Origin of the sequence: Nocardia exalbida NBRC 100660, from assembly GCF_000308575.1 — a bacterium.
Taxonomy (GTDB): Bacteria; Actinomycetota; Actinomycetes; order Mycobacteriales; family Mycobacteriaceae; genus Nocardia; species Nocardia exalbida.
In genome coordinates, this window is the sequence record NZ_BAFZ01000068.1 from 1 (window position 1) to 24,583 (window position 24,583).

24 protein-coding genes and 1 pseudogene are annotated in these 24,583 nt (G+C 70.4%); 14 read left to right on the forward strand and 11 right to left on the reverse strand.

The genetic code is table 11. From position 1 onward, the window contains the following. Positions 1–14 precede the first annotated feature (14 nt). The 4 genes from ON29_RS16060 to ON29_RS16075 all read left to right on the forward strand — a co-directional run bounded on the left by ON29_RS16060 (position 15) and on the right by ON29_RS16075 (position 3,456). Positions 15–272: a DUF4235 domain-containing protein gene (locus ON29_RS16060; RefSeq protein ID WP_040867300.1), complete on the forward strand. Its 258-nt coding sequence runs from the start codon at positions 15–17 to the stop codon at positions 270–272. Positions 273–609: 337 nt separating this feature from the next. Then, positions 610–978 (forward strand): STAS domain-containing protein, encoded by a 369-nt coding sequence (locus ON29_RS16065; RefSeq protein ID WP_040867132.1) that lies wholly within the window; start codon positions 610–612, stop codon positions 976–978. Between the two features lie 116 nt (positions 979–1,094). Then, a complete protein-coding gene (locus ON29_RS16070) occupies positions 1,095–2,447 on the forward strand; it encodes a cytochrome P450 (protein WP_040867133.1) in 1,353 nt (450 codons plus the stop codon). Between the two features lie 49 nt (positions 2,448–2,496). Further along, positions 2,497–3,456: a helix-turn-helix transcriptional regulator gene (locus ON29_RS16075; RefSeq protein ID WP_040867135.1), complete on the forward strand. Its 960-nt coding sequence runs from the start codon at positions 2,497–2,499 to the stop codon at positions 3,454–3,456. 93 nt (positions 3,457–3,549) lie between these two features. Here ON29_RS16075 and ON29_RS16080 read toward each other — a convergent pair whose 3' ends face one another. The 3 genes from ON29_RS16080 to ON29_RS16090 all read right to left on the reverse strand — a co-directional run bounded on the left by ON29_RS16080 (position 3,550) and on the right by ON29_RS16090 (position 8,642). Further along, positions 3,550–4,074: a DUF8020 domain-containing protein gene (locus tag ON29_RS16080; protein WP_040867137.1), complete on the reverse strand. Its 525-nt coding sequence runs from the start codon at positions 4,072–4,074 to the stop codon at positions 3,550–3,552. Between the two features lie 172 nt (positions 4,075–4,246). Continuing rightward, positions 4,247–7,822 carry a cobaltochelatase subunit CobN gene (gene cobN, locus ON29_RS16085; protein ID WP_040867139.1) on the reverse strand — a complete coding sequence of 1,192 codons (3,576 nt, stop codon included), beginning with the start codon at positions 7,820–7,822 and terminating at the stop codon, positions 4,247–4,249. Between the two features lie 133 nt (positions 7,823–7,955). After that, a complete protein-coding gene (locus ON29_RS16090) occupies positions 7,956–8,642 on the reverse strand; it encodes a TetR/AcrR family transcriptional regulator (protein ID WP_051175277.1) in 687 nt (228 codons plus the stop codon). A gap of 103 nt (positions 8,643–8,745) precedes the next feature. Between ON29_RS16090 and ON29_RS16095 the strand changes: the two genes are divergently transcribed. Further along, entirely contained in the window at positions 8,746–10,341 is a 1,596-nt protein-coding gene (locus ON29_RS16095; protein WP_083863589.1) for an MFS transporter, read from the forward strand. Between the two features lie 272 nt (positions 10,342–10,613). On the opposite strand, the pseudogene ON29_RS37120 reads toward ON29_RS16095, so the two are convergent. The 3 genes and pseudogenes from ON29_RS37120 to ON29_RS16105 all read right to left on the reverse strand — a co-directional run. Next, positions 10,614–10,871, reverse strand: a pseudogene (locus tag ON29_RS37120) (nuclear transport factor 2 family protein); the annotation flags it as partial. A 9-nt stretch (positions 10,872–10,880) separates the two neighbouring features. Then, entirely contained in the window at positions 10,881–11,681 is an 801-nt protein-coding gene (locus tag ON29_RS16100; protein WP_040867141.1) for an SAM-dependent methyltransferase, read from the reverse strand. A gap of 121 nt (positions 11,682–11,802) precedes the next feature. After that, on the reverse strand, positions 11,803–12,882 hold the full coding sequence (locus tag ON29_RS16105) for a hypothetical protein (protein ID WP_083863620.1): 1,080 nt from the start codon (positions 12,880–12,882) through the stop codon (positions 11,803–11,805). A 182-nt stretch (positions 12,883–13,064) separates the two neighbouring features. Between ON29_RS16105 and ON29_RS16110 the strand changes: the two genes are divergently transcribed. From ON29_RS16110 to cobG, 3 genes are all read left to right on the forward strand, one after another. After that, complete coding sequence (locus ON29_RS16110; protein ID WP_040867145.1) at positions 13,065–13,430, forward strand: hypothetical protein; 366 nt, start codon at positions 13,065–13,067, stop codon at positions 13,428–13,430. Positions 13,431–13,547: 117 nt separating this feature from the next. Next, on the forward strand, positions 13,548–14,567 hold the full coding sequence (locus ON29_RS16115) for an alpha/beta hydrolase (RefSeq protein ID WP_040867304.1): 1,020 nt from the start codon (positions 13,548–13,550) through the stop codon (positions 14,565–14,567). A gap of 48 nt (positions 14,568–14,615) precedes the next feature. Beyond that, complete coding sequence (gene cobG / locus ON29_RS16120) at positions 14,616–15,803, forward strand: precorrin-3B synthase (RefSeq protein WP_040867146.1); 1,188 nt, start codon at positions 14,616–14,618, stop codon at positions 15,801–15,803. A gap of 21 nt (positions 15,804–15,824) precedes the next feature. Here cobG and ddaH read toward each other — a convergent pair whose 3' ends face one another. After that, positions 15,825–16,670: a dimethylargininase gene (gene ddaH / locus ON29_RS16125; protein WP_245548980.1), complete on the reverse strand. Its 846-nt coding sequence runs from the start codon at positions 16,668–16,670 to the stop codon at positions 15,825–15,827. A gap of 135 nt (positions 16,671–16,805) precedes the next feature. Here ddaH and ON29_RS16130 point away from each other — a divergent pair, with 135 nt between their 5' ends. The 5 genes from ON29_RS16130 (at position 16,806) to ON29_RS16150 (ending at position 20,560) form a co-directional block, all read left to right on the forward strand. Further along, positions 16,806–17,243: an Lrp/AsnC family transcriptional regulator gene (locus tag ON29_RS16130; protein WP_040867149.1), complete on the forward strand. Its 438-nt coding sequence runs from the start codon at positions 16,806–16,808 to the stop codon at positions 17,241–17,243. A 100-nt stretch (positions 17,244–17,343) separates the two neighbouring features. Next, positions 17,344–17,979 carry a precorrin-8X methylmutase gene (locus ON29_RS16135; RefSeq protein WP_040867306.1) on the forward strand — a complete coding sequence of 212 codons (636 nt, stop codon included), beginning with the start codon at positions 17,344–17,346 and terminating at the stop codon, positions 17,977–17,979. Continuing rightward, positions 17,976–19,544 (forward strand): precorrin-3B C(17)-methyltransferase, encoded by a 1,569-nt coding sequence (gene cobJ, locus ON29_RS16140; protein WP_051175278.1) that lies wholly within the window; start codon positions 17,976–17,978, stop codon positions 19,542–19,544. The genes ON29_RS16135 and cobJ overlap by 4 nt, the downstream gene beginning before the upstream one ends. Before the next feature lie 32 nt (positions 19,545–19,576). Further along, entirely contained in the window at positions 19,577–19,972 is a 396-nt protein-coding gene (locus ON29_RS16145; RefSeq protein WP_040867150.1) for a hypothetical protein, read from the forward strand. 57 nt (positions 19,973–20,029) lie between these two features. Then, on the forward strand, positions 20,030–20,560 hold the full coding sequence (locus ON29_RS16150) for a PadR family transcriptional regulator (protein WP_040867152.1): 531 nt from the start codon (positions 20,030–20,032) through the stop codon (positions 20,558–20,560). A 16-nt stretch (positions 20,561–20,576) separates the two neighbouring features. Here ON29_RS16150 and ON29_RS16155 read toward each other — a convergent pair whose 3' ends face one another. The 4 genes from ON29_RS16155 to dprE2 all read right to left on the reverse strand — a co-directional run bounded on the left by ON29_RS16155 (position 20,577) and on the right by dprE2 (position 24,036). Continuing rightward, positions 20,577–21,326, reverse strand: a complete 750-nt coding sequence (locus ON29_RS16155; protein ID WP_040867309.1) for a cobalt-precorrin-6A reductase — start codon at positions 21,324–21,326, stop codon at positions 20,577–20,579. Then, positions 21,323–21,940, reverse strand: a complete 618-nt coding sequence (locus ON29_RS16160; RefSeq protein WP_040867153.1) for a DUF8020 domain-containing protein — start codon at positions 21,938–21,940, stop codon at positions 21,323–21,325. Before ON29_RS16160 ends, ON29_RS16155 begins: the two co-directional genes overlap by 4 nt. Positions 21,941–22,018: 78 nt before the next feature. Continuing rightward, complete coding sequence (locus ON29_RS16165) at positions 22,019–23,284, reverse strand: bifunctional cobalt-precorrin-7 (C(5))-methyltransferase/cobalt-precorrin-6B (C(15))-methyltransferase (protein WP_040867155.1); 1,266 nt, start codon at positions 23,282–23,284, stop codon at positions 22,019–22,021. Continuing rightward, the gene (gene dprE2 / locus ON29_RS16170) at positions 23,281–24,036 is read right to left on the reverse strand and encodes a decaprenylphospho-beta-D-erythro-pentofuranosid-2-ulose 2-reductase (protein WP_040867156.1); all 756 of its coding nucleotides are present in this window, start codon (positions 24,034–24,036) and stop codon (positions 23,281–23,283) included. The genes ON29_RS16165 and dprE2 overlap by 4 nt, the downstream gene beginning before the upstream one ends. Before the next feature lie 101 nt (positions 24,037–24,137). Here dprE2 and ON29_RS16175 point away from each other — a divergent pair, with 101 nt between their 5' ends. Beyond that, positions 24,138–24,569, forward strand: coding sequence for a PPOX class F420-dependent oxidoreductase (locus ON29_RS16175; protein ID WP_040867158.1), 432 nt, complete (start codon positions 24,138–24,140; stop codon positions 24,567–24,569). Positions 24,570–24,583: the final 14 nt, after the last annotated feature.

A 24,583-nucleotide genomic window follows, 5' to 3' on the forward strand; every position in this document is an offset into this window, starting at 1 on the left:
GTGCGGAGGCGGCGATGAAGACGCTCTACAAACCGCTCGGCCTGGTGATCAGCGTGCTCGGCGGCCTGGCGGCGAACGCGGTGTTCAGCAAGGTGTGGACGCGGATCACCGGGGAGGACCAGGCCCCTTCCTCGACCGCGCGAGACCATTCCTGGCGCGAGGTGCTGTTCGCCGCGGCCTTGCAGGGCGCGGTGTTCGGCCTGGTCAAGGCCGCGATCGATCGTGCGGGCGCGAGCGGTTACGAATCGCTCACCGGCACTTGGCCGGAATAGCGCCACGGTGCCGGAGCGGCAGTCCGCCGCCGCTCGAAACCGCTGCCGCCGCCGTGAGTTCGGACACGCCTTCCAGGTGCCCGAACTTACGGCGGCGGCATTCGTTGTGCACGGGGGCCGATTTCCGTACCCGCGCGCAGCGTCCTCCGGCCCCTGATATCGCATGGTCTGAGGCGGGACGCGGCGCACGGGGTGATTGCACCGGAGCGTGATGGGGTAAGTTGGCCGCGGAATGCTCGCTCTCTGCGCCGTGTCCGACTGCGCAAGAGATGCGAACCTGAGCGGAGGTCGACGTGGCGTACTGCCGAGGACGCGTGGCCGGCACGGGAGGTGGATTGTGAGTTCCGAAAGCGCGCCCCGGGCGCTGGAGGTCGAGGTGCGGTCGGCGGAGGGCACGGTGGTCGTCACCGTGCACGGCGAGATCGACATGGCGTCCGCGCCGCGCTTGCAATCGGCGCTCGACGAGGCGCTGCGCGACACACCGGCCGCGGTCGTGGTGGACATGTCGAACGTCGGGTTCCTCGGCTCCGCTGGGCTGAGCGTCCTGCTGGCGGCCTCGGAGGCCACCGGATCCGGTGGCTTGCGTGTGGTCCCCAGCGACGCGGCGCGCAGGCCGATCGAGGTCACCGCGCTGGACCGTTTGCTCACGGTATGCGACTCCGTCGAGGCCGCGCTGGCAGTCGACGAGACCCAAGCCCCCAGCTGAGCGTCCGGCACCGCTTCGGTGCCGCTCGGACCCCGCTACGGTTTCGACCCCGCGTCGCCGGGTATCTGCCCGGTCGTCGGCACCGTGCCGATCTGAGCGCACCGGGAGGAGGCCGTATGGCAGACAACCGCGAACACCGACTGGTGGGAGTGCCCGCGGTGGCGGCACTGGCGGATCTCGGATTCGCCTCGGTCGCCTCGGGGGTCATCGCGCGACGTCGGCCGGTCCTGGGCCTGCTCGAACGCACCGGGGCCGATTCGCGGGCGATCGAGCGCGTGCGGCAGCTGCGGCGGGAGTTCGGTGCGGGTCCGGTTGAGCTGGTGGTGCCGGGGCGCCGGATCGTGGTCGTTCTCGACCCGCAGGACGTCGGGCGGGTCCTGGCCGACGCGCCGACGCCGTTTCACCCGGCCAATCGCGAGAAGCGCGCCGCACTGCGCCAGTTCCAGCCGCACGGTGTCCTGCTGTCCGAAGGCCCGATCCGCGATCAGCGCCGGGCCGTGAACGAGGCGGCGCTGGAGTCCGCCGAGCCGCTGCACCGCCTGGCCGGGCCGTTCGCCGAGGCCATCGCGGAGGAGGCGCGCGAGATGATCGTGTCCGCCCTGCACCGCGGTCACCTGGACGCGCGGCAGTTCACCACGCGCTGGTGGCGGCTGGTGCGACGGATCGTGCTCGGTGAGCGGGGCCGCGACGACACGGTGCTCACCGACGAGCTGTCCCGGCTGCGCTCGGCGGGCAATTGGTCGTTCCTGGCGCCCGCGCATCGCAGGCAGCGCGATCAATTCACCAATCGGCTCTACCGGCACGTCGAGTCCGCACCCCCGGACAGCCTGGCCGGGGCACTGGCCGCGGTGCCCGCGGGCGGGGCGACCGATCCGGTCGGGCAGATACCGCATTGGTTGTTCGCCTTCGACGCGGCGGGCATCGCGCTGAGCCGGGCGCTGGCGGTGCTGAGCACCCATCCCGAGCACCACGCCCGCGCGCTGGCGGACGCCGTCGACCCGGACCGCGTCGACCTGCGCGGCTATCTGCGCGCCTGCGTGCTCGAGTCGGTACGGCTATGGCCGACCACGCCCATGTTGCTACGGGACATCACCGCCGACACCCAATGGCGCGACGGCGAGGAGCGCTTCACCATCGCGGCGGGCGCGGCACTGATGATCGCGGTCGCGGCGTTCCACCGGGACGCCGAGCTGCTGCCGTTCGCCGACCAGTTCGTCCCGGAGATCTGGCTCGACGGCCGCGCGGAGCAGTACCCCCAGTTGGTGCCGTTCAGCGCGGGCCCCGCCGACTGCCCGGGCCGCAACCTGGTGCTGTTCGTCACCAGCGCGCTGCTCGCGCACCTGTTGACCTCCGCCGACTTCCGGCTGCGGTCCACGCCCCGGCCGAACCCGGACGCTCCGCTGCCGGTGACCTTGAACAATTTCGGGCTCGACTTCACCGTCGAGCCGTGCATGACGCAGGCAGGCTGATCGTCTGTCGCGGAAGGCTCGCTTCCGCGACAGCTGCCATGATCGAGCCATGCTGGAAACCTCCGCACGCCTGTTGCGGCTGCTGTCTCTGCTGCAACTGCGGCGCGACTGGACCGGGCCCGCGCTGGCCGAACGGCTCGGCGTCTCCACCCGGACCGTGCGCACCGACATCGAGCGCCTGCGGACGCTCGGGTATCCCGTGCATGCCACCCCGGGCGTCGCCGGAGGTTACCGGCTCGGGGCCGGATCGGCGCTGCCGCCGCTGCTGCTGGACGACGAGGAAGCCGTGGCGGTGGCGGTCGGGCTGGTCACCGCCGCCAACGGAGCGGTCACCGGCATCGAGGAGACGTCGGTGCGGGCGCTGACGAAACTGCGGCAAGTGTTGCCGTTCCGATTGCGGCACCGCGTCGACACGCTGACCGCGGCCACCGTGCACGTGTCCGGCGACGGACAATCCACCGTGGACGCGGCGGTGCTCACCGCGGTCGCGGACGCGATCCGGGCGAGCGAGCGATTGCGCTTCGACTACGAAAGCCATGGCGGCGCACCTTCCCGCCGGGATGTCGAGCCGCACCATATGGTGCACTGGTGGGGTCGCTGGTATCTGGTCGCATGGGATGTGGGGCGCGGCGACTGGCGTACCTTCCGCGTCGACCGGATCGCGCCGAAGGTTCCGCACGGGCCACGATTCACCCCCCGCGCCGTCTCCGAGGAGGAGATCGCCGAGCGAGTGCAGCGCGGCGTGGGCGCCGCCACGTGGCGCTACCGTGCCCGGGTCCGCATGGCCGCCCCGGCGGACGTGATCCGGGCCCGGCTGCCCGCGGCGGTGGAGGTGATACCGGACGGGCCGGAACACTGTGTGGCGCTGGTAGGTTCGGATTCCCCTCGAATGCTGACGTGGTATCTCGGCCTCGCCGGTGTCGACTTCGAGGTGCTCGACTCCCCCGCGCTCGCCGAACACCTGGTTGCCGCGGCCGACCGTTTCCTTCGGGCGGCCGGGCGGAAATGACGTGGGATCGCGAGCTTTCGCACAGACGAAACGGCCGCGCTCGATGCCAGGGCACCGAGCGCGGCCGACAGCGCCCCGCGAATCAGTCCCGCACTACCGGCTGGCGCCCGCGGCGGCACCGATGAGGCCGCCGACCACGCAACCGGGGAAGACCCCCACGATGAAGAACACGAGACCGACCAGCGCCCCGATGGCACAGCCGATCGCCACCCCGCCCAATGTGGACCCCGCGTCACCGATGAACTGCGGCGCGCCCGGTTCCGGGACGGCGGCTCCGATGGGGCTCAAGGTCAACGTCGTCCCGGCCGCATCGATGTCGGGCGCCACTTCGACCCGCTGGCCGAACATGGACACCATGGTCGTGGGCACCGTGGTCACGACCGACCCGTCGGGCCCCAGCACCGCGATCCCCTCCGGCGTGCGGGCGAACGTACCGGAGTCGAGCGTGACCACAGCGCTCGTCCGGTCCGGCGCGACGGACGTGGTGTAGGAGACACCGCTCTCGTTCCCGCTCACCACGGGGTCGTAGATCTCGGCCTGCCCGTACGCCGTCGCCGCGGTCACGCCGGTGGCGGCAATGGTCAGCAGCGTGGTCGCAACCAATTCTCTGAACTTCATGAGCCTTCCCATCCTCAGCAGATTCGATCTGTCGTTACCTGGGTACAGCCGTGAAACACTAGCGATTATAGGCGTTGGGCATCACCATTTCCGGTACTTGAGAATGTCCGAAATGTCTTGCCCGCCAAGCTGTTCGGCGGTCACCCAGGAGAGGACGGGAAGGCCGCTCCCGCTACTCCAGCTCCCCTTCGGTCTCCAAGTAGACCTGCCGCAGTCGATCGAGCGTGTCCGGTTCGGGGTGTTCCCACAGTTTGCGCTCGGCCGCCTCCAGCAGCCGCTCGGCAATTCCGTGCAGCGCCCAAGGATTGGACTGCTCCATGAACTTCCGGTTCACCTCGTCGAAAACGTAGCTCTCCGAGAGCTTCTCGTACATCCAATCGGCCACCACGTTGGTGGTGGCGTCATAGCCGAACAGGTAGTCGACGGTCGCCGCCATTTCGAACGCGCCCTTGTAGCCGTGCCTGCGCATCGCCTCGAGCCACCGGGGGTTCACCACACGGGCCCGGAACACCCGCGCAGTCTCCTCGGACAGGGTCCGGGTACGCACCGCGTCCGGGCGGGTGCTGTCGCCGATGTAGGCCTCCGGGTTCTTGCCCGTCAGCGCGCGCACCGTCGCGACCATGCCGCCGTGGAACTGGAAATAGTCGTCGGAGTCGGCGATGTCGTGCTCGCGGGTGTCGGTGTTCTTGGCCGCCACGGCGATCCGCCGGTACGCGCCGCGCATGTCCTCGGCGGCGGGCGCGCCGTCGAGGTCGCGTCCGTAGGCGTAGCCGCCCCAGGTGGTGTACACCTGCGCGAGATCGTCGTCGGTGCGCCAGCTCTTCGAATCGATCAGCTGCAGCAGGCCGGCCCCGTAGGTGCCGGGCTTGGAGCCGAAGATGCGGGTGGTGGCGCGCCGCCGGTCGCCGTGCTCGGCGAGATCGGCCTGGGCATGCGCCCGCACGTAGTTCGCCTCACCCGGCTCGTCCAGGTCGGCGACCAGGCGGACCGCATCGTCGAGCAGGGCGAGCACGTGCGGGAACGCGTCGCGGAAGAAGCCGCTGATGCGCACCGTCACATCGATGCGGGGACGGCCGAGTTCGGCGAGCGAGATCACCTCGAGCGTGCTGACGCGGCGGCTCGCCTCGTCCCAGACCGGCCGGACGCCCAGCAGCGCGAGAACTTCGGCGATGTCGTCGCCGGAGGTGCGCATGGCGGAGGTACCCCAGATCGACAGGCCCACCGACCGCGGGTACTCGCCGTGATCGGCGCGGTAGCGCTCCAGCAGGGATTCCGCCATCGCCTGCCCGGTCTCCCAGGCCAGCCGGGACGGCACGGCCTTGGGATCGACCGAGTAGAAATTGCGTCCGGTCGGCAGGACGTTGATCAGGCCGCGCAGCGGCGAACCGCTCGGGCCCGCCGGGATGAACCCGCCGTCGAGCGCGTGCAGCACCCGCTCGATCTCCACGCCGGTCTGCCGCAGGCGCGGCACCACCTCGGTGGCCGCGAACCGCAGCACCCGGCGCACCTCGGGGTCGTCGGTGATGCCGTCCACCGCCCCGGGCGACCAGTCCGCCGCCTGCAACGCCGCGACCAGCGCGCGGGCGCGGTCCTCCACGGCGTCCACGCGCTCGCGCGCCTCCCCGCCCGACTCGTCCAGGCCGAGGGCTTCGCGCAGACCGGGCACGGTGCGCTCGCCGCCCCACAGCTGGCGCGCGCGCAGCATGGCCAGCACCAGATCGAGTTCGCTCTCCCCCGCCGGGGCTTGTCCCAGGATGTGCAGGCCGTCGCGGATCTGCACGTCCTTGATCTCGCACAGCCAGCCGTCGACGTGCAGCAGCATGTCGTCGAAGGAGTCCTCGTCCGGGCGCTCGGTGAGGCCGAGGTCGTGGTCCATCTTCGCGGCGCGCATCAACGTCCAGATCTGCTGGCGGATTGCGGGCAGCTTGGCCGGGTCCAGCGCGGAGATATTGGCGTGCTCGTCGAGCAACTGCTCCAGACGTGAGATGTCGCCGTAGCTTTCGGCCCGGGCCATCGGCGGGATCAGGTGATCCACCAGGGTGGCGTGCGCGCGCCGCTTGGCCTGGGTGCCCTCACCGGGGTCGTTCACCAGGAACGGATAGATCAGCGGCAAGTCGCCGAGCGCGGCATCGGTTCCGCACGAAGCCGACATGCCCAGCGTTTTGCCCGGCAGCCACTCCAGATTCCCGTGCTTGCCCAGGTGCACCATCGCGTCCGCGCCGAAACCGTCGGGCGAGCCGAGCCACCGGTAGGCCGCCAGGTAGTGGTGGCTGGGTGGCAGATCGGGGTCGTGGTAGATCGCGACGGGGTTCTCGCCGAAACCACGCGGCGGCTGCACCATGAGCGCGACATTGCCGAAACGCAGCGCGGCGATGACGATCTCCCCGCCCGGGTCGGACGAGCGGTCGACGTAGAGTTCGCCCGGTGGCGGGCCCCACGCTTCCACCACGGCCTCGCGCAGGTCGCCGGGCAGGGTGTCGAACCAGGCCGCGTAGGTGGCCGCGCCGATGCGGATCGGGTTGCCCTCGAGCTGTTCGGCGGTCAGCCAGTCGGGGTCCTGGCCGCCCGCCGCGATCAGGGCGTGGATGAGGGCGTCGCCGTCCCGCTCGTCCAAGCCGGGGACCTCGCCGGGTGCGCCGAGATCGTAACCGGCGGCACGCATTTCGGTGAGCAGGCGGATCGCGCTGGCCGGGGTGTCCAGGCCGACGGCGTTGCCGATGCGGGCGTGCTTGGTCGGGTAGGCCGACAACATGACCGCGATGCGCTTGCGCGCGGCGGGGATGTGGCGCAGCCGCGCGTAGCGCGTCGCGATGCCGGCGACCCGGGCGGCGCGCTCGGGATCGGGGACGTAGGTGGACAGGCCGTCGGCGTCGAATTCCTTGAACGAGAACGGGACCGTGATGATCCGTCCGTCGAATTCCGGCACCGCGACCTGGGTGGCGACGTCCAGCGGTGACAGCCCGTCGTCGTTGGCCTCCCACTGCGCGCGGCCGGTGGTCAGGCACAGCCCTTGCAGGATGGGCACGTCCAGGTCGGCGAGCGCGCCGACATCCCACGCCTCGTCCTCGCCGCCCGCCGACGCGGTGGCGGGCTTGGTGCCGCCGGCGGCCAGCACCGTCACCACCAGCGCGTCGGCGCTGCGCAGGGTCGCGATCAACTCGGGTTCGGGGGTGCGCAGCGACGCGCAGTACAGCGGCAGCGCCCGCGCGCCCGCCTGTTCGATCGCGGTGCACAGCGCGTCGACGTAGGCGGTGTTGCCCGCCAGATGCTGGGCGCGGTAGTAGATCACCGCCACCGTCGGGCCGTCGGCCTGCCCGGCGGCGACCCGGTCCAGTTCGCCCCAGCTGGGCAACTGGATCGGGGGTTCGAAACCGTGGCCGGTCAGCAGCACGGTGTCGGACAGGAAATTGTGCAGCTGGCGCAGGTTCTCCGGGCCACCTGCGGCGAGGTAGTTGTGCGCGTCGGCCGCGACGCCGCCCGGCACGGTGGAGCACTCCATCAGTTCGGCGTCCGGGGCGATCTCGCCGCCGAGCGCGACGAGCGGGATCCCGCTCGCGCGCAGCGCCTCCAGCCCGTCCTCCCAGGCCCGCTTGCCACCGAGGATGCGCACGATCACCAGATCGGCGCCGTCGAGCAGGCCGGGCAGGTCGTCGACCAGCAGGCGAGCCGGATTCCCCCAGCGGTAATCCGCGCCGCTGGCGCGGGCACTGAGCAGATCGGTGTCGGACGTGGACAACAACACAATCACGGGTGGCAGCCTTCCTCGGGTGACGCGCCCATCGGGGGGTTCGCTGCTCGCCGGAGAGGGTCTGGCTTTCTACAGTGGCGCGACCGCACCGGACTTCCACCGGTTTCCTCGTCGTCCGCCGAGCACGCCGATGCTACCTGCCGTTCGGGCCGGGCTCGTCCACGCGTCCGCCCGGCTGCACCGTCCGGCGTTCACGGTCGCTCGACCGGGCGGCCAGGAAATCGTCGACGAGCCGCGCGCATTCGGCCGGGGTGGTCGGCGCGAGTCCGACCAGCCTGGCGAAGACAATCGGACCGACGAGCTGGGTCAGCGCCAGCGTCACGTCGAAATCGCCGAGTTGGGCGCGCACCTCCGGATCACCGAACAGCTGATCGAACGGCTTGCGGTACTGCTCGATGAGCCGCTGGCGCAGCGAGGTGAACGCCGGCCCCGCACCGGACGCGCCGCGCTCGCCGGTGGCCAGCCACGCCAGCGTGGACATCTGCAACGGTGCCTCGTTGACGACCGCGGCCTGCCTGCTGAGCAATTCGGTGAGCCGTTGCCGCAGCGGACCATCCGGCGGCGCCTCGATGACCGGAGGGAGCAGCCGCTCGAGCGTGGCGGCGCGCAACTGTACGGCGTTGTCGAAATGCCGGTACAGCGTGGTGCGCGCGACCTTGGACATGGTCGTCACCGCTTCGACGGTGACCGCTTCCAGCCCACCGGATTTCAACAGCGCCGTCGCGGCGTCGAGCAGCCTGGCTCGGGAGCGCAGCTTGCGCGGATCGACCTCGGCACGGGGATCAGGGTGGTGCGGGGGCGGTTCTGCGGCACCGGTCATGGGTCGAACATTCCTCCTTCGCGACGCCTATCGCCACCCCGCCCACTTATGATACTGATAGTAGCGTAGCGATACTGACAGTTTTGTTCTGCCGGGAGGCGCCATGGAGTCCACCACGAGACATTTGTCAGCCGCTCAGCGCTGGATGTTGACGATCTCCTGTGCCACCGTGGCCCTGGTCGTCGCGTCGATGGCGGCTCTGTACACCGCACTGCCGGAGATCGCCGCCGCCACCGGAGCCAGTCAGCAGCAGCTCACCTGGATCATCGATGGGTACACCCTGGCGCTGGCCTGCCTGGTTCTTCCGGCGGGCGCGCTCGGCGACCGGTACGGGCGGCGCGCCGTCCTGATCATCGGGCTGTTCGTGTTCGCGGCGGCCTCGGCGACGCCCGTCCTGCTCGACACGCCCGGCTGGTTGATCGCGGGCCGGACGGTGGCCGGTGTGGGGGCGGCTCTGGTCATGCCCTCGACGCTGTCGCTGATCACCGCCGGATTTCCCGAGTCACGGCGCAGCAATGCCGTCGGGCTGTGGGCGGGTGTGGCCGGCGCGGGTGCGGTGCTGGGCATCCTCGGGTCGGGCCTGCTGCTGGAGCAGTGGTCGTGGGTGTCGATCCTGCTCGCCATGTCCATCGCGGGCCTGCTCCTGATGATCGCGGGGTTCACGCTGCCGGAATCGGTCGACCGGGCACGTCCCGCGGTGGACCTGTGGGGCGCGCTCACCTCGGCCGCGGCCGTCGGATCGCTGGTGGTGGCCGCGATCGCGGCGCCCGAGCGCGGCTGGCTGGATCCGCTGGTGATCGGCACGGCCGTCGTCGCGGCGCTGGCGGCGGCGGCATTCGTGGTGGTGGAGACACGGGTGGCCCACCCCCTGCTGGATGTGCGCCTGTTCACCCATCGAGGCTTCGGTTCCGGCACCGCGGCGGTGACCCTCCAGTTCCTCGTGTGCTTCGGGACCTTCCTGCTGATGGTCCAGTTCCTGCAACTGATCCTCGGGTACGGGCCCCTGATGTCGGCGCTGGCGATGGCGCCGATGGTCGTGCCGATGGTGGCGATCTCCGCGGTGGCGCCCCGGCTGGCCGAACGGACCGGACTGCGGCTACCGCTGGCCGGCGGGCTGGTGATCATCGGGATCGCGCTCGTCGCGCTCTCCGGCCTCGACGTCGACAGCACCTACGTCGATCTGCTCTGGCCGTTCCTGATCATGAGCAGCGGTATCGGACTGTGCACCGCACCCGCGACGGCCGCGATCATCGCGGGCACCCCGGTGGAGAAGCACAGCGTCGCCGCCGCGGTGAACGACGCGGCACGCGAAGTGGGCGCGGCGGTCGGCATCGCCATCGCGGGCAGCATCCTGGCCGCCGGGTACAGCACCCGCATCGCGCCCGCCTTGCCGCAGGTGCCCGAACAGATTCGCGAACCGGTCGGCGACTCACTGGCCGCGGCGCTACAGGTCACCGAGCGGGTAGGCCCGCAAGCCGCGCCCCTGGCCGAGTTCGCCGAGTCCGCCTTCGTCTACGGCGCCCAGCAATCCGCGCTGGCGCTAGGCATTCTCACCCTCGTCGCCGCGATACCGATCAGTGTGTGGGCGCCCGGACGGTCGCGCGCGGAAGCGAAAACCAGTGGCCGAGCGGCCGGAAACGCAACCGACGACGCCGCGATGACACCCGCGATGCCGCCGCAGCACGACCGAACAGCATGACACCGTCGCCGATGTGACAGCGGCACGCGAGACGATTGCGCGAACCCGATCCGGGTCGCCGAACGGTCCCCGGCTGCACGCACCGCATCTACACCAGGTCGGCGTTCCCGTCGATCACCTTGAGGTGGTAGTGGAATCGGTTGACCCGCCACCCGTCCGCCGTGCGTTCGACGCCGAGGGAGTAGCTGCCGACGAAAGGTGCGGGTTTTGCCCTCGACTGCGGCGTTCTTGACGTGCACCGCGATGGCGTCCGCGTGCACGCGCGCCGTGTCACCGTTCAGATCGATGAGATGGTTGCCCGACTGATGGTGCACCCCGTCGAGGTCGGCGAGCCCGGTGCGCCAATCCGCGATGATGTCGGCGGCGGCCCGTTCCCCGACCGGCCCCCCGAAGCCGCCGTCGAAATCCACACTCGGCGTGAAGACCTCGGCCGCCAAGTCTTCCCAGCGCTTCTGATCGGTGTACACGAACATTTTGGTGATCACGTCGATGATGGCGAGCCGGTCGGCGAGCGTGGAGATTTCGGACATACGGCGACCTTAGTCGGCGCGTGCGTGCCCGGTCTTGCGGACCATCCCGCCCAGCAGCACCAGTCCGGTGTCCGGAAGATCGTCGTCGAGCCACTGTTGCAGCGGAACAACACCGGGACCGATCATTTCGAAGCCCTGGAAGAACGACTCCACCACGGCCGCAGACCGATAGACCACCTGGGCCGAGGAGTTGGCGGTATCCGACGACGACTGCGTGATGAAGTCCGGATCGCTGTCGGCGGAGCCGTGGGTGAACGCCAGGTGGCTTCCCGGCGCCATGGCCGTACCGAGGCGGGCGACGATCCCGGCCGGGTCCTCGTCGTCCATCACGAAGTGCAGGACCCCGACGAGCGTGATCGCCACCGGTTCGCCGAAGTCGATCACCCCTTCGTTGCGCAGCCGATCGAGAATGTGGTCCGGCCTGCGCACGTCGCCCAGCATGGCCGTGACCCCCTCGGCTCCGGCGAGCAGGGCGCCGCAGTGCGCGTACACGACCGGGTCGAAATCGATGTACGCCACCCGCGCCGATGGATCGACCTTGCGGGCGACCTCGTGCACGTTCGGTGAGGTCGGGATACCCGCGCCGAGATCGATGAACTGCCGGATCCCCGCCTCGGCGGCCAGCTCGACCGCCCGCACCAGGAACTTCCGACTGAACCAGGCCAACGTGCGGGTGTCCGGTGCGATGGACAGCATCCGGTGCGCGACCACCCGGTCGACCTCGTAGTTGTCCTTGCCGCCCAGCAGATAGTCGTATACCCGGGCGGAATTCGGCAGATTCGGATCGACGCCCCGCGGTGCTCGCTCCATGCCGCACACCGTACCTCCCCGATCACTCCGGTCGGGTTCGTAACGAATTGTCCCTTCCGTCGCCGCCGTTCGTTCCGGCGCAGCGAACATTTGCCGGTCGTAAGCGCTGCGGGAGAGTGAATTACCGTTGCGTCCCGGACTCGGTCGCCGCCGCGAGCACCTCGGCCCTCGCCATGAGCAGGTCCGCCACCGGGCGGGGGCGACGGCCCAGACCGCACGCGCAGGCGACTCCGTCGACCGGGCGGCCCAGCGCATTCTCCAGAGTCCGCAACGTCTCCAACTGCTGTGCCTCGGTAGGAACATCGTGCACCAACCCGGCATAGAAATCGGTGCCCGCCGCCAAAGCCAGATCCGCCAGCGGCGCATAGAATTCCGGATCGGCCGATGGCGGTATGTCGCCCGCCGCGACCGGGCCGTGCACGAATTGCAGGATGCGCCCCTGCGGCCAATGCCGGACGACGGAATTGGCCAAATCGACCAGCGGCCGGGCATCACGCAACCTTCCCCGGGCTTTGTTGCGCAGGCTGCCGAGGCACAGGTGCACCCCGAAACGGGTCCCCTCGGGAGCGGCCGCGGCCAGCGCGGCGATTCCCTCGCCCAGTCCCAGCGCCCGATCGACCAGCCGGTGCGACGGTTGCGCCCTGGCCGTGAGCACCAGTTCCGCGGTGGCCTCCAACTGCACGACCACGTCGTCGCCGGCCAGCGCGCGGATGGCCGCGATCTCGCGCACGGTGGCGTCGAAGAAGGCTCGGCGATGGCGCCGCAGACCGGCGGCTCCCATGGCGACGAACGTCAGGGTGAAGTCGGTCGGCATGCCGATCTGGAGCGCGAGACCGGGCACCTCGCGCACGCCACGCAGTTCGCGGAGAATCGGCAGTGCCTCGTCGGCCTCCCGGAGATATCCGAGATCCATGGCTTCCCCGCGCAATTCGGCGCCGCGAGCGACGCGATGAATCGTCCGGTCCCGGCTCGACCGCCACGTCCCCGGCTTCTTCACCGCCAGGACACCCTGGCCGACCAAATCTTCGATGATCGGCTGGATGTAGAACTCGTAGCGCCGCGTCTCCCCGGTCGGCAGGGTACGCAGCCGCGCCCCCGCGCTGTCCAGCATGGCCTTCATCGCGACGTCCGTGCTCTCGGCCGGAAAGCTTCCGACGAAGTGCACCGTTCGCGTACCCGCCCCTTGTCTCGTCGCACCCATGTTCCCGCGCTCCTCGTTCACCGCGTCGTCCCGGGCATCCGCGCTCCCGACGCGATATCGGGGGCGGCCGGGTGCACGCGTGCGGCATCAACTATGCGATAGCCACCGAACATTGTGTGCGGTATCGTCATTCGCCGATAGTCACCAGGCATGACCGGCTCCGGCTCGGAAGGCATTCGGCCATGAAGAAGCTCTACGCCCGCATGATGAAGGCCGCCTGCCCCATCGACCCGGAGATGATGGAGACGACGGTGCCGTTCCTGCAACACGAGATCGTGCCGCATGCCATGGCCGATCACGGCGCCCGGCAGATCTTCTTCTTCGTCGATCGGCAGGACAACACCGTCTGCTCGATCACGATCTACGACACGCGCGAAGACCTCGACAACGCGATGCGCGAAGCCGACAGCGAGTACCGATTCGCCAGTCTCGCCGCGCTGGGGTGCACCGCCATCGACGCCCGCTCGTTCGAGGTCGTCGCCGGAGCGGTCGACGACGAGGCGGCCGAGTTCGACTTCGCTACATTCGTTCCGCCGGTGCACGATTGACTGCCGGAGTCCCGAAATCCATTGCCGCAACAGCTGTTGTCACATCTTTTCGGGCGCGGCTCGGGTCGTCGACGACAGCTATTGCGCGCCATGACATTCGGGCATAGCCTGCGTCGCGTGCGAACCTCGCTACGGTCGATCGTCGCGTCCGCGGCCGCGATCCTGCTCTGCCTGACACCCGGTACCGCCCACGCCGACGACACCGCGCCGGGCCGTTGCGAAGCGGTTTCCCTTCCGGTGCCGCTCGGGGAAATGGCCGGTTCCTTGTGCACTCCCGCGACGGGCGGCACCGATACCGTCATGGTGCTGATCGCGGGCTCCAACTACAACCACACCTACTGGGATTTCCCCTACGCGCCGGAGACCTACAACTTCCGGCGCGCGATGAACGCCGCGGGCATCGCGACGCTGGTGGTCGACCGGCTCGGCAACGGTGCGAGCACCAGGCCGCCGAGCACGCAGGTCACGGCGACGGTTTCCGCTCGCGCCCTGCACGACATCGTGCAGGCGCTGCGCCGGGGACTAGCGGGCGCACCGCCCTTCGGCAAGGTCGTCACCGGAGGCCATTCGCTCAGCTCGGGCATCGACGTCCTGGAGGCGACCACGTACCAGGACGTCGACGGCGTCCTGCTCACCGGCTTCTCCCACGCACTCAACGTGCCCGAAGTCCTCGGCGTGATCTCGACCTACCACCAAGCCGCCGAGGATCCGCGCTTCGCCGGGCACGGCTTCGACCCCGGCTACCTGACCACTCGGCCCGGTACCCGCGCGGGCGACTTCTTCGCCCCCGAGACGGCCGATCCCGAAGTACTCGCCGTCGACGAAGCGACCAAGGAAGTCTTCTCGCCCACGGAATATCCCGACGGTTTGACCTCCACCCTCCCGCCGATGACCAACTTCATCGACGTCCCGGTGCTGGTCGTCAACGGCAGTCTGGACCGGCTCTCCTGCGGCCCCGGCTACGCCGTCTGCGCGGATGCCGAAACCTTGCGCGCCACCGAAGCGCCGTTCTTCGGCCCGGCGGCACGACTGCGCACGTACGTATTGCCCGGCAGCGGGCACTCGGTGAATCTCGCGCGCAACACCGCGGAGTATCGAGCCGCCGTCATCGACTGGGTGCGTTCGATCGGCGGGTGACCGGCCGTTCGCTGTGCCGGGCTCGCGCGTCCGTAGGCTGGATGCGCTATGACACGACGTGCTCCTGACTCCTGCCCGGGCGTGCTGCGGCTGCACGAGGCCGCCGACGGTCCGCTGGCACGAATCCGCGTGCCCGGCGGTCGCCTGGATCCCGCCCAGGTGCAGGCGCTGGCCGAGGCCGCGCTCGACCTGGCGGACGGGAACATCGAGCTCACCTCCCGAGGCAACCTCCAATTACGCCGGGTGCGCGACGCCGGGACGCTGACCGCACGGCTCGCGGCCGCGGGCCTCCTGCCGAGCACCACGCACGAACGGGTGCGCAACATCATCGCCTCGCCGCTGTCCGGCCGGATCGGCGGCCTCGCGGACGTGCAACCCCTGGTTCCCGCGCTGGACACCGGCCTGCTCGCGTCGCCGCGGCTGGCCGGCCTGCCCGGCCGGGTGCTGTTCACCCTCGACGACGGACGCGGCGATGTCAGTGGGCTCGGCCCAGACATCGGGGTACACGCGACCGGGACCGACGAGTTCGCCCTGCTGCTCGCAGGCGGCGACAGCGGCCTGCGGCTCCGCGCCGCCGACGCGGTCGACGTCGCGCTCGCCGCCGCGCACGCGTTCCTGGACCTGCGCGGCGACGACGCGGGCCGCTGGCGGTTGCACGAGATCGAACACGGCGCCGAACGCGTCGTCGATCGACTCGGCCAGTCCCCGACCGCCGAAAGGCTCGAATTCTCCACCGGACAGCGCGTTCCGATCGGATGGCTGGAGCAGGACAACGGATCGGTCGCGCTCGGTGCGGGCGTGCGCCTCGGCTCGCTGCCCGCCCGCACCGCCGAGTTCCTCGCCGCGGTGGAGCGACCGGTCTTCGTCACGCCGTGGCGCAGCCTGGTGATCACCGACCTGGCGGAGTGGGCCGCCGAACAGGTGGTGCGCGTGCTGGCGCCGATGGGTTTGATCTTCGACGCCGACTCGCCGTGGCTGCTGGTCAGCGCCTGCGCCGGACAGCCCGGCTGCGCGAAGTCGCATACCGACGTCCGGGCCGATGCGGCCGACGCGGTCGACACCGGACGCGTGCTGCCCGGGGCGGCCGACCCGGTCGCAGGCCCGCGGACGATCCCCGCGACCGACGTCACCGTGGCCGGGCGTCAGCACTGGTCGGGGTGCGAGCGCCGCTGCGGCCGCCCGCAGGGCGAGGTCACCGACATCGTCGCGACCGACGCGGGTTATCGCGTCGATTGACCCTCCGGCGGCACCGGCCGGTCACCTGCCGTGGATCTCGAGCGTGCAGCACTTGACCGAGCCGCCTGCCTTCAGCAACTCGGACATCTCGATCCCCACCGGATGGTAGCCCCGGGCGCGCAGGGCTTCGCTCAGGTCGGTGGCCGCGCTGCTGAGGAAGACGTGGAAACCGTCGCAGACTCCGTTCAACCCGAGCACCGCGGCGTCCGCGTCGGTGGCCACGATCGCGTCGGGATAGAGCGCGGCGAGCACCGCGCGCGCCGCCGGGCTGAAGGCGGGCGGGTAGTAGGCGATGGTTTCGGCGTCCAGCGGAAGCAGCACCGTGTCCAGGTGGTAGAAGCGCGGATCGACCAGTTCCAGCGACACCACGGGCAGCCCGAAGTGGCGCGACACCTCCTCGTGCGCGGCGAGCGAGCTGCGAAAACCCGTTCCGGCCAACAGCCGGTCACCGACCAGGAGGAAGTCGCCTTCGCCTTCGTTGCATTCCGCGGCGGCCACCAGATTCGGCAAGCCGTATCCGGCGAGCCAGGCGTGGTAGGCCGGGCCTTCGGCGGCGCGCTCCGGGTGCGTGAAGCGGGCCGACATGGCGCGGTCGCCGACGATCAGTCCGCCGTTGGCGGCGAACACCATGTCGGGCAGGCCCGCGACGCCGGGCACCACCTCGACGGTGTGTCCGTGTTCGGCGTAGGTGGCGCGCAATGTCTCCCACTGCGTCAGGGCCAGCGCGCGGTCGACGGGCTCGGCGGGATTCATCCAGGGATTGATGGCGTAGGCGACCTCGAAATGATCGGGACGGCACATCACGAACCGGCGCGGCGACGAACGGCGGGCGGCGGACTCGACAGGGAGGGTGGCTACAGAGGTCAACGGAACTCCCGGGTGAGCGTGGTTTTTCGGCTGATTCGACGGTAAAGGGCCTAGCATTGCGCCAGAAATGACGATTCGTTGCGCATATCGGCCAAGAAACGGCGAATCATTGCTTCCATAACGAGAAGGTGTGATGTGGACGACCTCGATCGGCGGATTCTCGCGCAACTGCTGAAGAACGCCCGCGCTTCGTTCCAGGAGATCGGCGGCGCGGTCGGATTGTCCGCACCGGCGGTGAAACGGCGGGTCGACCGGCTGGTCGCGGCCAAGCAGATCACCGGGTTCACCGCGCTGGTCAATCCCGCGGCGCTGGGTTGGAAGACCGAGGCGTACGTCGAGGTGTACTACCGCGACAACATCTCCCCGGCCGAACTCAAGCGCAGTCTGGAACCGATCCCGCAGGTGGTCGGTGTCTGGACGATCGCGGGCGAGGCCGACGCGCTGGTGCACGTGATGGCCACCGACATGGCCGAGATCGAGGTGACCGTGGAACGGATCCGGGAGAACGCTCGGGTCGGGCGTACCCGCAGCGCCATCGTCATGTCCCGGATTCTGGAGCGCCCGCGCACCTGATCCGGCGGCGCCCGCGCGCCGGTAGCCGGTGGCAGTCCCGGAATGCGCAGCGCCCGACCCGGACCGATCTGTCCGGACCCGCCCCCATATGGTGGACCGCATGTCCGACGTACGTGCCAGCTATCTGACCGACGGGGCCGAGATCTACCGTCGCTCGTTCGCGACGATCCGCGCCGAGGCCGATCTCGGCGGGTTCCCGCCGGATGTGGCACAGGTGGTCGTACGGATGATCCACGGCTGCGGTCAGGTGGATCTCGCCGCGGATATCGCCTACACCCCCGGTGTGGTCGCCTCGGCGCGGGCGGCGCTGCGCGCGGGCGCGCCGATTCTCTGTGACGCGACCATGGTGGCCTCGGGTGTGACCAGGAAACGACTGCCCGCGGGCAACGAGGTCGTCTGCACCCTCGCCGATCCGCGCGTGCCGGAGCTGGCCGCGGCCAAGGGCACCACCCGCTCCGCCGCCGCGCTCGACCTGTGGCGCGACCGTCTCGACGGCGCCGTCGTCGCGATCGGCAACGCGCCGACGGCGCTGTTCCATCTGCTCGACATGCTCGACGCGGGAGCGCCCCGGCCCGCCGCCGTGCTCGGCATCCCGGTCGGATTCATCGGTGCGGCCGAATCCAAAGACGCGCTGATCGAATTCGGCGGCGTCGAATACCTCACGGTGCGCGGCAGGCGCGGCGGCAGCGCCATCACCGCGTCCGCGTTGAACGCGATTGCGAGCGAACAGGAATGACCACGCCGGGCAAGCTGTGGGGCGTCGGGCTCGGACCGGGCGATCCCGAATTGGTGACGGTCAAAGCGGCGAATGTGATCGGCGCGGCCGACGTCGTCGCATTCCACAGCGCGCGCCACGGCCGCAGCATCTCCCGCCGCATCGCGGCGCCGTACATGCGCCCCGGCCAACTGGAGGAGCATCTCGTCTACCCGGTGACCACCGAGACCACCGATCATCCCGGCGGTTACCAGGGCGCGATCGACGAGTTCTACGAACAGGCCGCCGAGCGGCTGGCCGGGCACCTCGCCGCGGGCCGTTCGGTCGCGCTGCTCGCCGCGGGCGACCCGCTGTTCTACAGCTCGTACATGCACATGCACCGGCGGCTGGCCGACCGGTTCGACGCCGAGATCATCCCCGGCATCACCTCCGTGAGCGCGGCGTCGGCAGCGCTGGGGACCCCGCTGGTCGAGGGCGAACAGGTGCTCACCGTGCTGCCCGGCACCATGCCGGTCGACGAGCTCACCCGGCGGCTGCGCACGACCGACGCGGCCGCGATCATGAAACTGGGGCGCACCTATCCCGGTGTGCGCCGAGCGCTTTCGGATTCCGGACGGCTCGCCGGCGCGTACTACGTCGAGCGCGCGAGCACCACTCAGCAGCGCGTGCTGCACGCGGGCGCGGTCGACGACGCGGAGGTGCCCTACTTCGCCATCGCCCTCGTGCCGGGCCCCGAACCGACCACGCCGCTGCCGCGCCTCGAAGCGGAGGCGGCCGCGGCTCAGCGGGTCGCCGACGCGGCGACGACCGCGGGCGTCGGTGAGGTCGTGGTGGTGGGACTCGGTCCCGGCGCGCCGGAGTGGACCACCGACGAGGTGCGCGCGGCGTTGACGGACGCCACCGATCTGGTCGGCTACACCACCTACCTGAACCGGGTGCCCGAGCGCCCGGGGCAGCGCCGGCATGCCAGCGACAACCGGGTCGAGTCCGAGCGCGCGGCCATGGCCCTGGATCTGGCCAAGCGCGGCGCGCGAGTCGCGGTCGTCTCCTCGGGAGATCCCGGGGTGTTCGCGATGGCGGCGGCAGTGCTGGAGGAATCGGGCGATCCGCAGTGGAGCGGGGTGCCGGTCCGGGTGCTGCCCGGCCTCACTGCGGCCAACGCGGTGGCCAGCCGGGTGGGCGCGCCGCTCGGGCACGACTACGCGATGATCTCGCTCTCCGACCGGCTCAAGCCGTGGGAGGTCGTGGCGCAGCGGCTTTCCGCTGTCGCGGCGGCCGATATGGCGATCGCGATCTACAACCCGGCGTCCTCGCAACGCACCTGGCAGGTCGGCGCGATGCGCGACCTGCTGCTGGAGCATCGCAAACCGGACACGCCCGTCGTCGTCGGGCGCGACGTCGGCGGACCCACCGAATCCGTCCGGGTGGTGTCGCTCGGCGACCTCGACCCCGACGAGGTGGACATGCGTACGCTGCTGATCATCGGCGCGTCCACCACCACGGCGCGCGAGACCGACGCGGGCACACGGGTCTACACCTCCCGCCGTTACGATCGCGCGCACGACGCGGCCGTCGGCGGCGCGTAAGATCGCCTGACGCACCGACGATCGGAGGGACCTTGGCCGCGACACTGCCGGAGCTGACGCTGCGCGCTCGCGCCTTGGAGGCCAGGGCCACCGCGAGCGAACAAGCGCTCGACGAGCAGGGCGAGGTCCTCAACGAACTCGCGGCGCTGACCAGGAAGGCGCTCGACGGCATCGGCCGGATCGACCGGCGCGCGGAGACCATCGGGGAAGCCGTCGGCGAGCTTCGCCGGGATGTCGGGAACCTGCGCGAGAATGTGGGTGAACTCAACCGCAGGGTCACCGTGCTCGAACAAGGACAGATCCGGCTGGAACAGGGCCAGACCGCGCTGGCCCACGGCCAGGCGCAGCTCGAACAGGGACAGGCGCGACTGGAGCAGGGCATGGCGCAGGTGCTCGCCCGGCTCGACAAGTTGACCGGCGACGCCTGACCCGCCCCGTTCCGGTAACATTCCACTATGGAATGTTGAGAGCGAAGGGAGCAGTCGTTGACCAACACCGCGACCAAGCACAAACCACTGAACTCGACGGCGGCGTCGTTGCTCGGATTTCTGCACGAAGGGCCCATGTCGGGATGGGATCTGGTGACCCGGGCCCAGGACCGGATCGGCGACTTCTGGACGATCACGCAGAGCCAGGTCTACCGGGAACTCGCCACGATGGACGCGGCGGGCCTGGTCGAGAAGGGCGAGACCGGAGCGAGGGAACGCACGCCCTATCGCATCACCGACGCGGGGCGCGAAGCGTTCCTGGAGTGGGTCGCCCGCGATCCCGGCGGGGAGACCATCCGGGTGCCGTTGCTGCTGACGCTCTCCTTCGGTGAGCATCTCGATCGCGGCCGGCTCGACGGCATCGTCGCGGCCAATCGCGAGATCCATCAGGCGCGGCTCACGCGGTATCTCGCCGAAGATCCGGAGGGAAAGCCCACGTTCGCCCGCGCCACACTGGACTTCGGGATCCGCTACGAGCGGGCGGTGCTGGAGTGGTTCGACCATCTGCCGGAGTTGCTCGACAGCTGATCGGTGCGAGACCGACTCATGAGCGCCGGCTTCGCCTGCCGCGCAACCAATTCAGTGCCTGCTCGGGTGATTCCACGACCGGCGCTCCCACGGGCAGCGGCGGGCGGTCCACGACGACGACCGGAATTCCGGCCGCGCGGGCGGCGGCGAGTTTGGCTTCGGTCTGCTCGCCGCCGCTGTCCTTGGTGACGAGCACGTCGATCCGGCGCTCGGCGAGCAGCCGCGATTCGTCCTCCACCGCGAAGGGCCCACGGGCGAGGAGCACTTCGTGTCGCGGCGGCAGCGCGCCTTCGGGCGGGTCGATGGCGCGGATCAGGAACCATTGCCGGACCGATCCCGCGAACGCGTCGACGCCTTGCCTGCCGATCGTCAGGAAGACTCGCTCGCCGTGGGCGGCCGCTTCCCTCGCCGCGGCGGGGAGATCGGGTACCCGCACCCACCGGTCCCCCGGCCGCTCCACCCATCCGGGCCGCCGCAGGTGCACCAGCGGCACACCGGAGGCACGCGCGGCCGCCGCCGCGTTGGCGCTGATGGCCGCCGCGAACGGATGGGTGGCGTCGACGATCGCGGCCGTCTCGTCGGCCGCGAGCCAGGCGCGCAGTCCCTCGGCGCCGCCGAAACCGCCGACGCGGACCGCCCCCTCCGGGAGCAAGGGTGCGCGCACACGACCGGCGAGCGAGGAGACGATATCGAATCCTCGCTCGCCGGAGGCGATATGGGCCAGCTCCCGCGCTTCCCGGGTGCCGCCCAGAATCAGAACTCTCAGGGCTGGCCGCTGAAGTAGGCGATACCCGCGTTCAGCAGCGAAGGCCCGCCCGCGACGGCCAGACCGATCAGCGCGCCGAGCACCGCGCCCGGCAGGATGCCGACACCGAAGAAGACGATGCCGATGGCGGCGCCGATCAGGCCGCCGACCAGAGCGCCGAGCGAGGCGCGCTGCAACTCGGCGAAGAACCACTCCTGCGCGCCGATGAACTCGGCGGCGACCGGCGCGTTCGCGGTCGGCGCGACCTGCGGGGTCAACGTCAGCTGCCTGCCCTCGTCGGCGACGGCCGCCGCGATGTTCACCTCTTGGCCCTTGGCCGTCGCGGTGAGCGGAATGCTGGTGACGGTCTCGCCCGCGGAGTTCTTCAGGGTGACCGACCGGTTGTCGGTGTCGACGCTGAACGCGCCGCCGGTCACACTGGTGACGACCGATTTACCCGCGTCGGCGAGCTGCAACGCGTAGCCGACGCCCTGGTCCGTGCCCGTGACGGTGGGCGCGGCCGCGGACTGGTCCTGCGCCGCGGGCGGCGTGGGAGCGGCGTAGGAGGTCCCGGCGGTGACTCCGGTGGCGGCGACGGCCAGCAACGCGGTAGCGGCGAACTTCTTGTATCTCATCTATCTCCCCAACAGGAATCGGATTTCCGGTCATGACCGGAACTCGGCCCCGACCCTACCGCGTGACCGGTAACGTGTTCACCCCTCTGCGGGGAACGCCGCCGCGGTTTTCACCACCGACCACTGCGTCACGGGAAGCTGCGGGCGCCAAGCGGTGAAAGACCCCAGGGGCTCCCCGCGATAGATCTGGAACTTCCGCAAGACGCCGCCCTGGGCACTCGACCAGCTGAGCAGCAGTGATTCCGATTCGGCGGTCACCGCGTTCGCGACGAGCCTGCCGCGTGGGCGCAACTGCGCCCAGCATGTCTCGAGCAGGCCATCCTGGGTCAGGCCCCCACCCACGAAAATCGCGTCGGGAGTGACGATTTCGGTGTCGGCGGCGAGTTCGGCACACACCTCGCCGCGCACCAGGATGTGCGGCACGCCCAGCGCCTCCGCGTTGCCCGAGATCTGCCGCCGCCTGCGCTCGAGCCGTTCGAACGCGACGGCCCGGTTGCCCGGATGTGCCCGGCACCATTCGATGGCGATACTGCCCGACCCGCCGCCCACATCCCACAGCAGTTCGCCAGGGGCGGGCGCCAGCGCCGCCAGTGTCAGCGCACGGATCTCGTGCTTGGTGAGCTGCCCGTCGCCCCCGAACAATTCGTCCGGCAGCCCGGGCACGCGCGTGGCACGCGGCTGGTCCGGGTCGGATGCGCAGGTGATCGCCACGATGTTCAACGGATCGCCCGGCGGATGTTCCCACTGGTTCGCGATTCCGGCGCGGTGCCCTTCGGCGGAACCGCCCAGTTGCTCGAGGACCGTCAGCTCGGAACCGCCGAAACCGTTCCGGCCCAGCAACTGTGCCAAGCGTTGCGGCGTGTGCTCGTCGGCGCTGAGCACCAGCAGCCGCCTGCGGTCGGCCAACTCCGGCAGCACCGTCGCGAGCGGACGCCCGACCACGCTGACCACCGGCGTTTCGGCCAGCGCCCACCCCAGCCTGGCGCAGGCCAGCGAAGCCGAAGACGGCTGGGGCAGCACCCGGAGCGCCTGCGGGCCCAGCAGCCGGGCCAAGGTGACGCCGATCCCGTAGAACATGGGATCGCCGCTGGCCAGGACGCACAATCGCGCGCCGGAATACCGTTCGAACAGGCCGGGCAGCGCGGGCAGCAGCGGCGACGGCCAGGTCATCCGCCGCGCCGCCACGGTGGGCGGCACGAGTGCGAGCTGGCGCGCGGAACCGAACAGGAACTCGGCGTCGCCGACCGCCTCCCGCGCGGCGCGACCGAGACCGTCCCAGCCGTCGGCGCCGATGCCCACGACCGCGATCGGCGCGCCGGTCCACGACGCGGGCGCGGCGCTCACCGCGGCATCCGACGCCAGATCGGTTGCGGCAGCAGACGCATCGCGAAGAACACCGGTTGCAGGATCCGGGGTACCCAGACCCGGCTCGCGCCGCGGCGCAAACCCGCGACCACCGCGCCGGCGACCTGATCAGGAGTACTGGAGAACGGTGCCGGAGACATCCCCTCGGTCATCCGCCCGATGACGAACCCGGGCCGGACCAGAAGCAATCGAACCCCGCTGCCGTGCAGGGCATCCGCGAGGCCGGAGGCGAATCCGTCGAGTCCCGCCTTGGCCGACCCGTAGACGTAGTTGGGACGCCGGACGCGCACGCCCGCGACCGAACTGAACACGACGAGCTGTCCCGCCCCTTGCGCGCGCATCAGGTTCGCCAGTGTGGTGAGAACACTCGCCTGGGCGACGAAGTCGGTGTGCAGGATCGCCGCCGCGTGCGCGGGATCCCGCTCGGCGCGTTGCTGATCGCCGAGCACGCCGAAGGCGAGCACCGCGATGCCGATCGGCCCGTGCTCGGCGGCGATCTTCTCCAGCAGCGCCGGATGACTTGCCACGTCGTCGGCGTCGAATTCGACGGCGTGCACTTCGCTCGCGCCCGCCGCAGTGATCTGCGCCCGCTGCGCGTCCAGTTCGCCGCTGCGCCGGGCCGCCAGAACCACCGCGCGCCCGGGCGCCAGCCGCCGCGCCGCTTCGAGCCCGATCTCGCTGCGACCGCCCAGCAGCAGTACCGTGCCGTCGGCCAATCCACGCGTTCCCATGGGGTCAGTCTTTCATTGCCATGGGCGCGGCCCGTCATCGCTCACCTGTCGCGGACCGGGCTGGTGCGGCGCCGACGCGTGCCGACGGCTACGGTCGGGGGATGCCGACGAGTACTGCTGAGTTGTCGCCCGCCGCCCTCGAGTTCGTCGCCGAACGGCATCTCGCCACGCTGACGACATTGCGGGCGGACGGAACGCCCCACGTGGTGGCGGTGGGGTTCACCTGGGACCAGGACGCCGGGATCGCGCGCGTGATCACCAACGACGGGTCGGTGAAGGTGCGCAACGTGCGCCGCTCCGGATACGCGGCGGTCAGTCAGGTCGACGGGATCCGGTGGATCACCTTGGAGGGCCCGGCCACCGTGCTCGACGCCCCGGACGACGTCGCCGAGGCGGTCGAGCGGTACGCGGGCCGCTATCGCGTGCCGCGGGAGAACCCGACGCGTGTGGTGATCGCCATCCAGGTCCGGCGCGTCCTGTCCAGCAGCACGCTCGTCGCACCGGCTACCGACGGGAACGGCGCGGGCGCCTAGCACCTTCGCCGCGA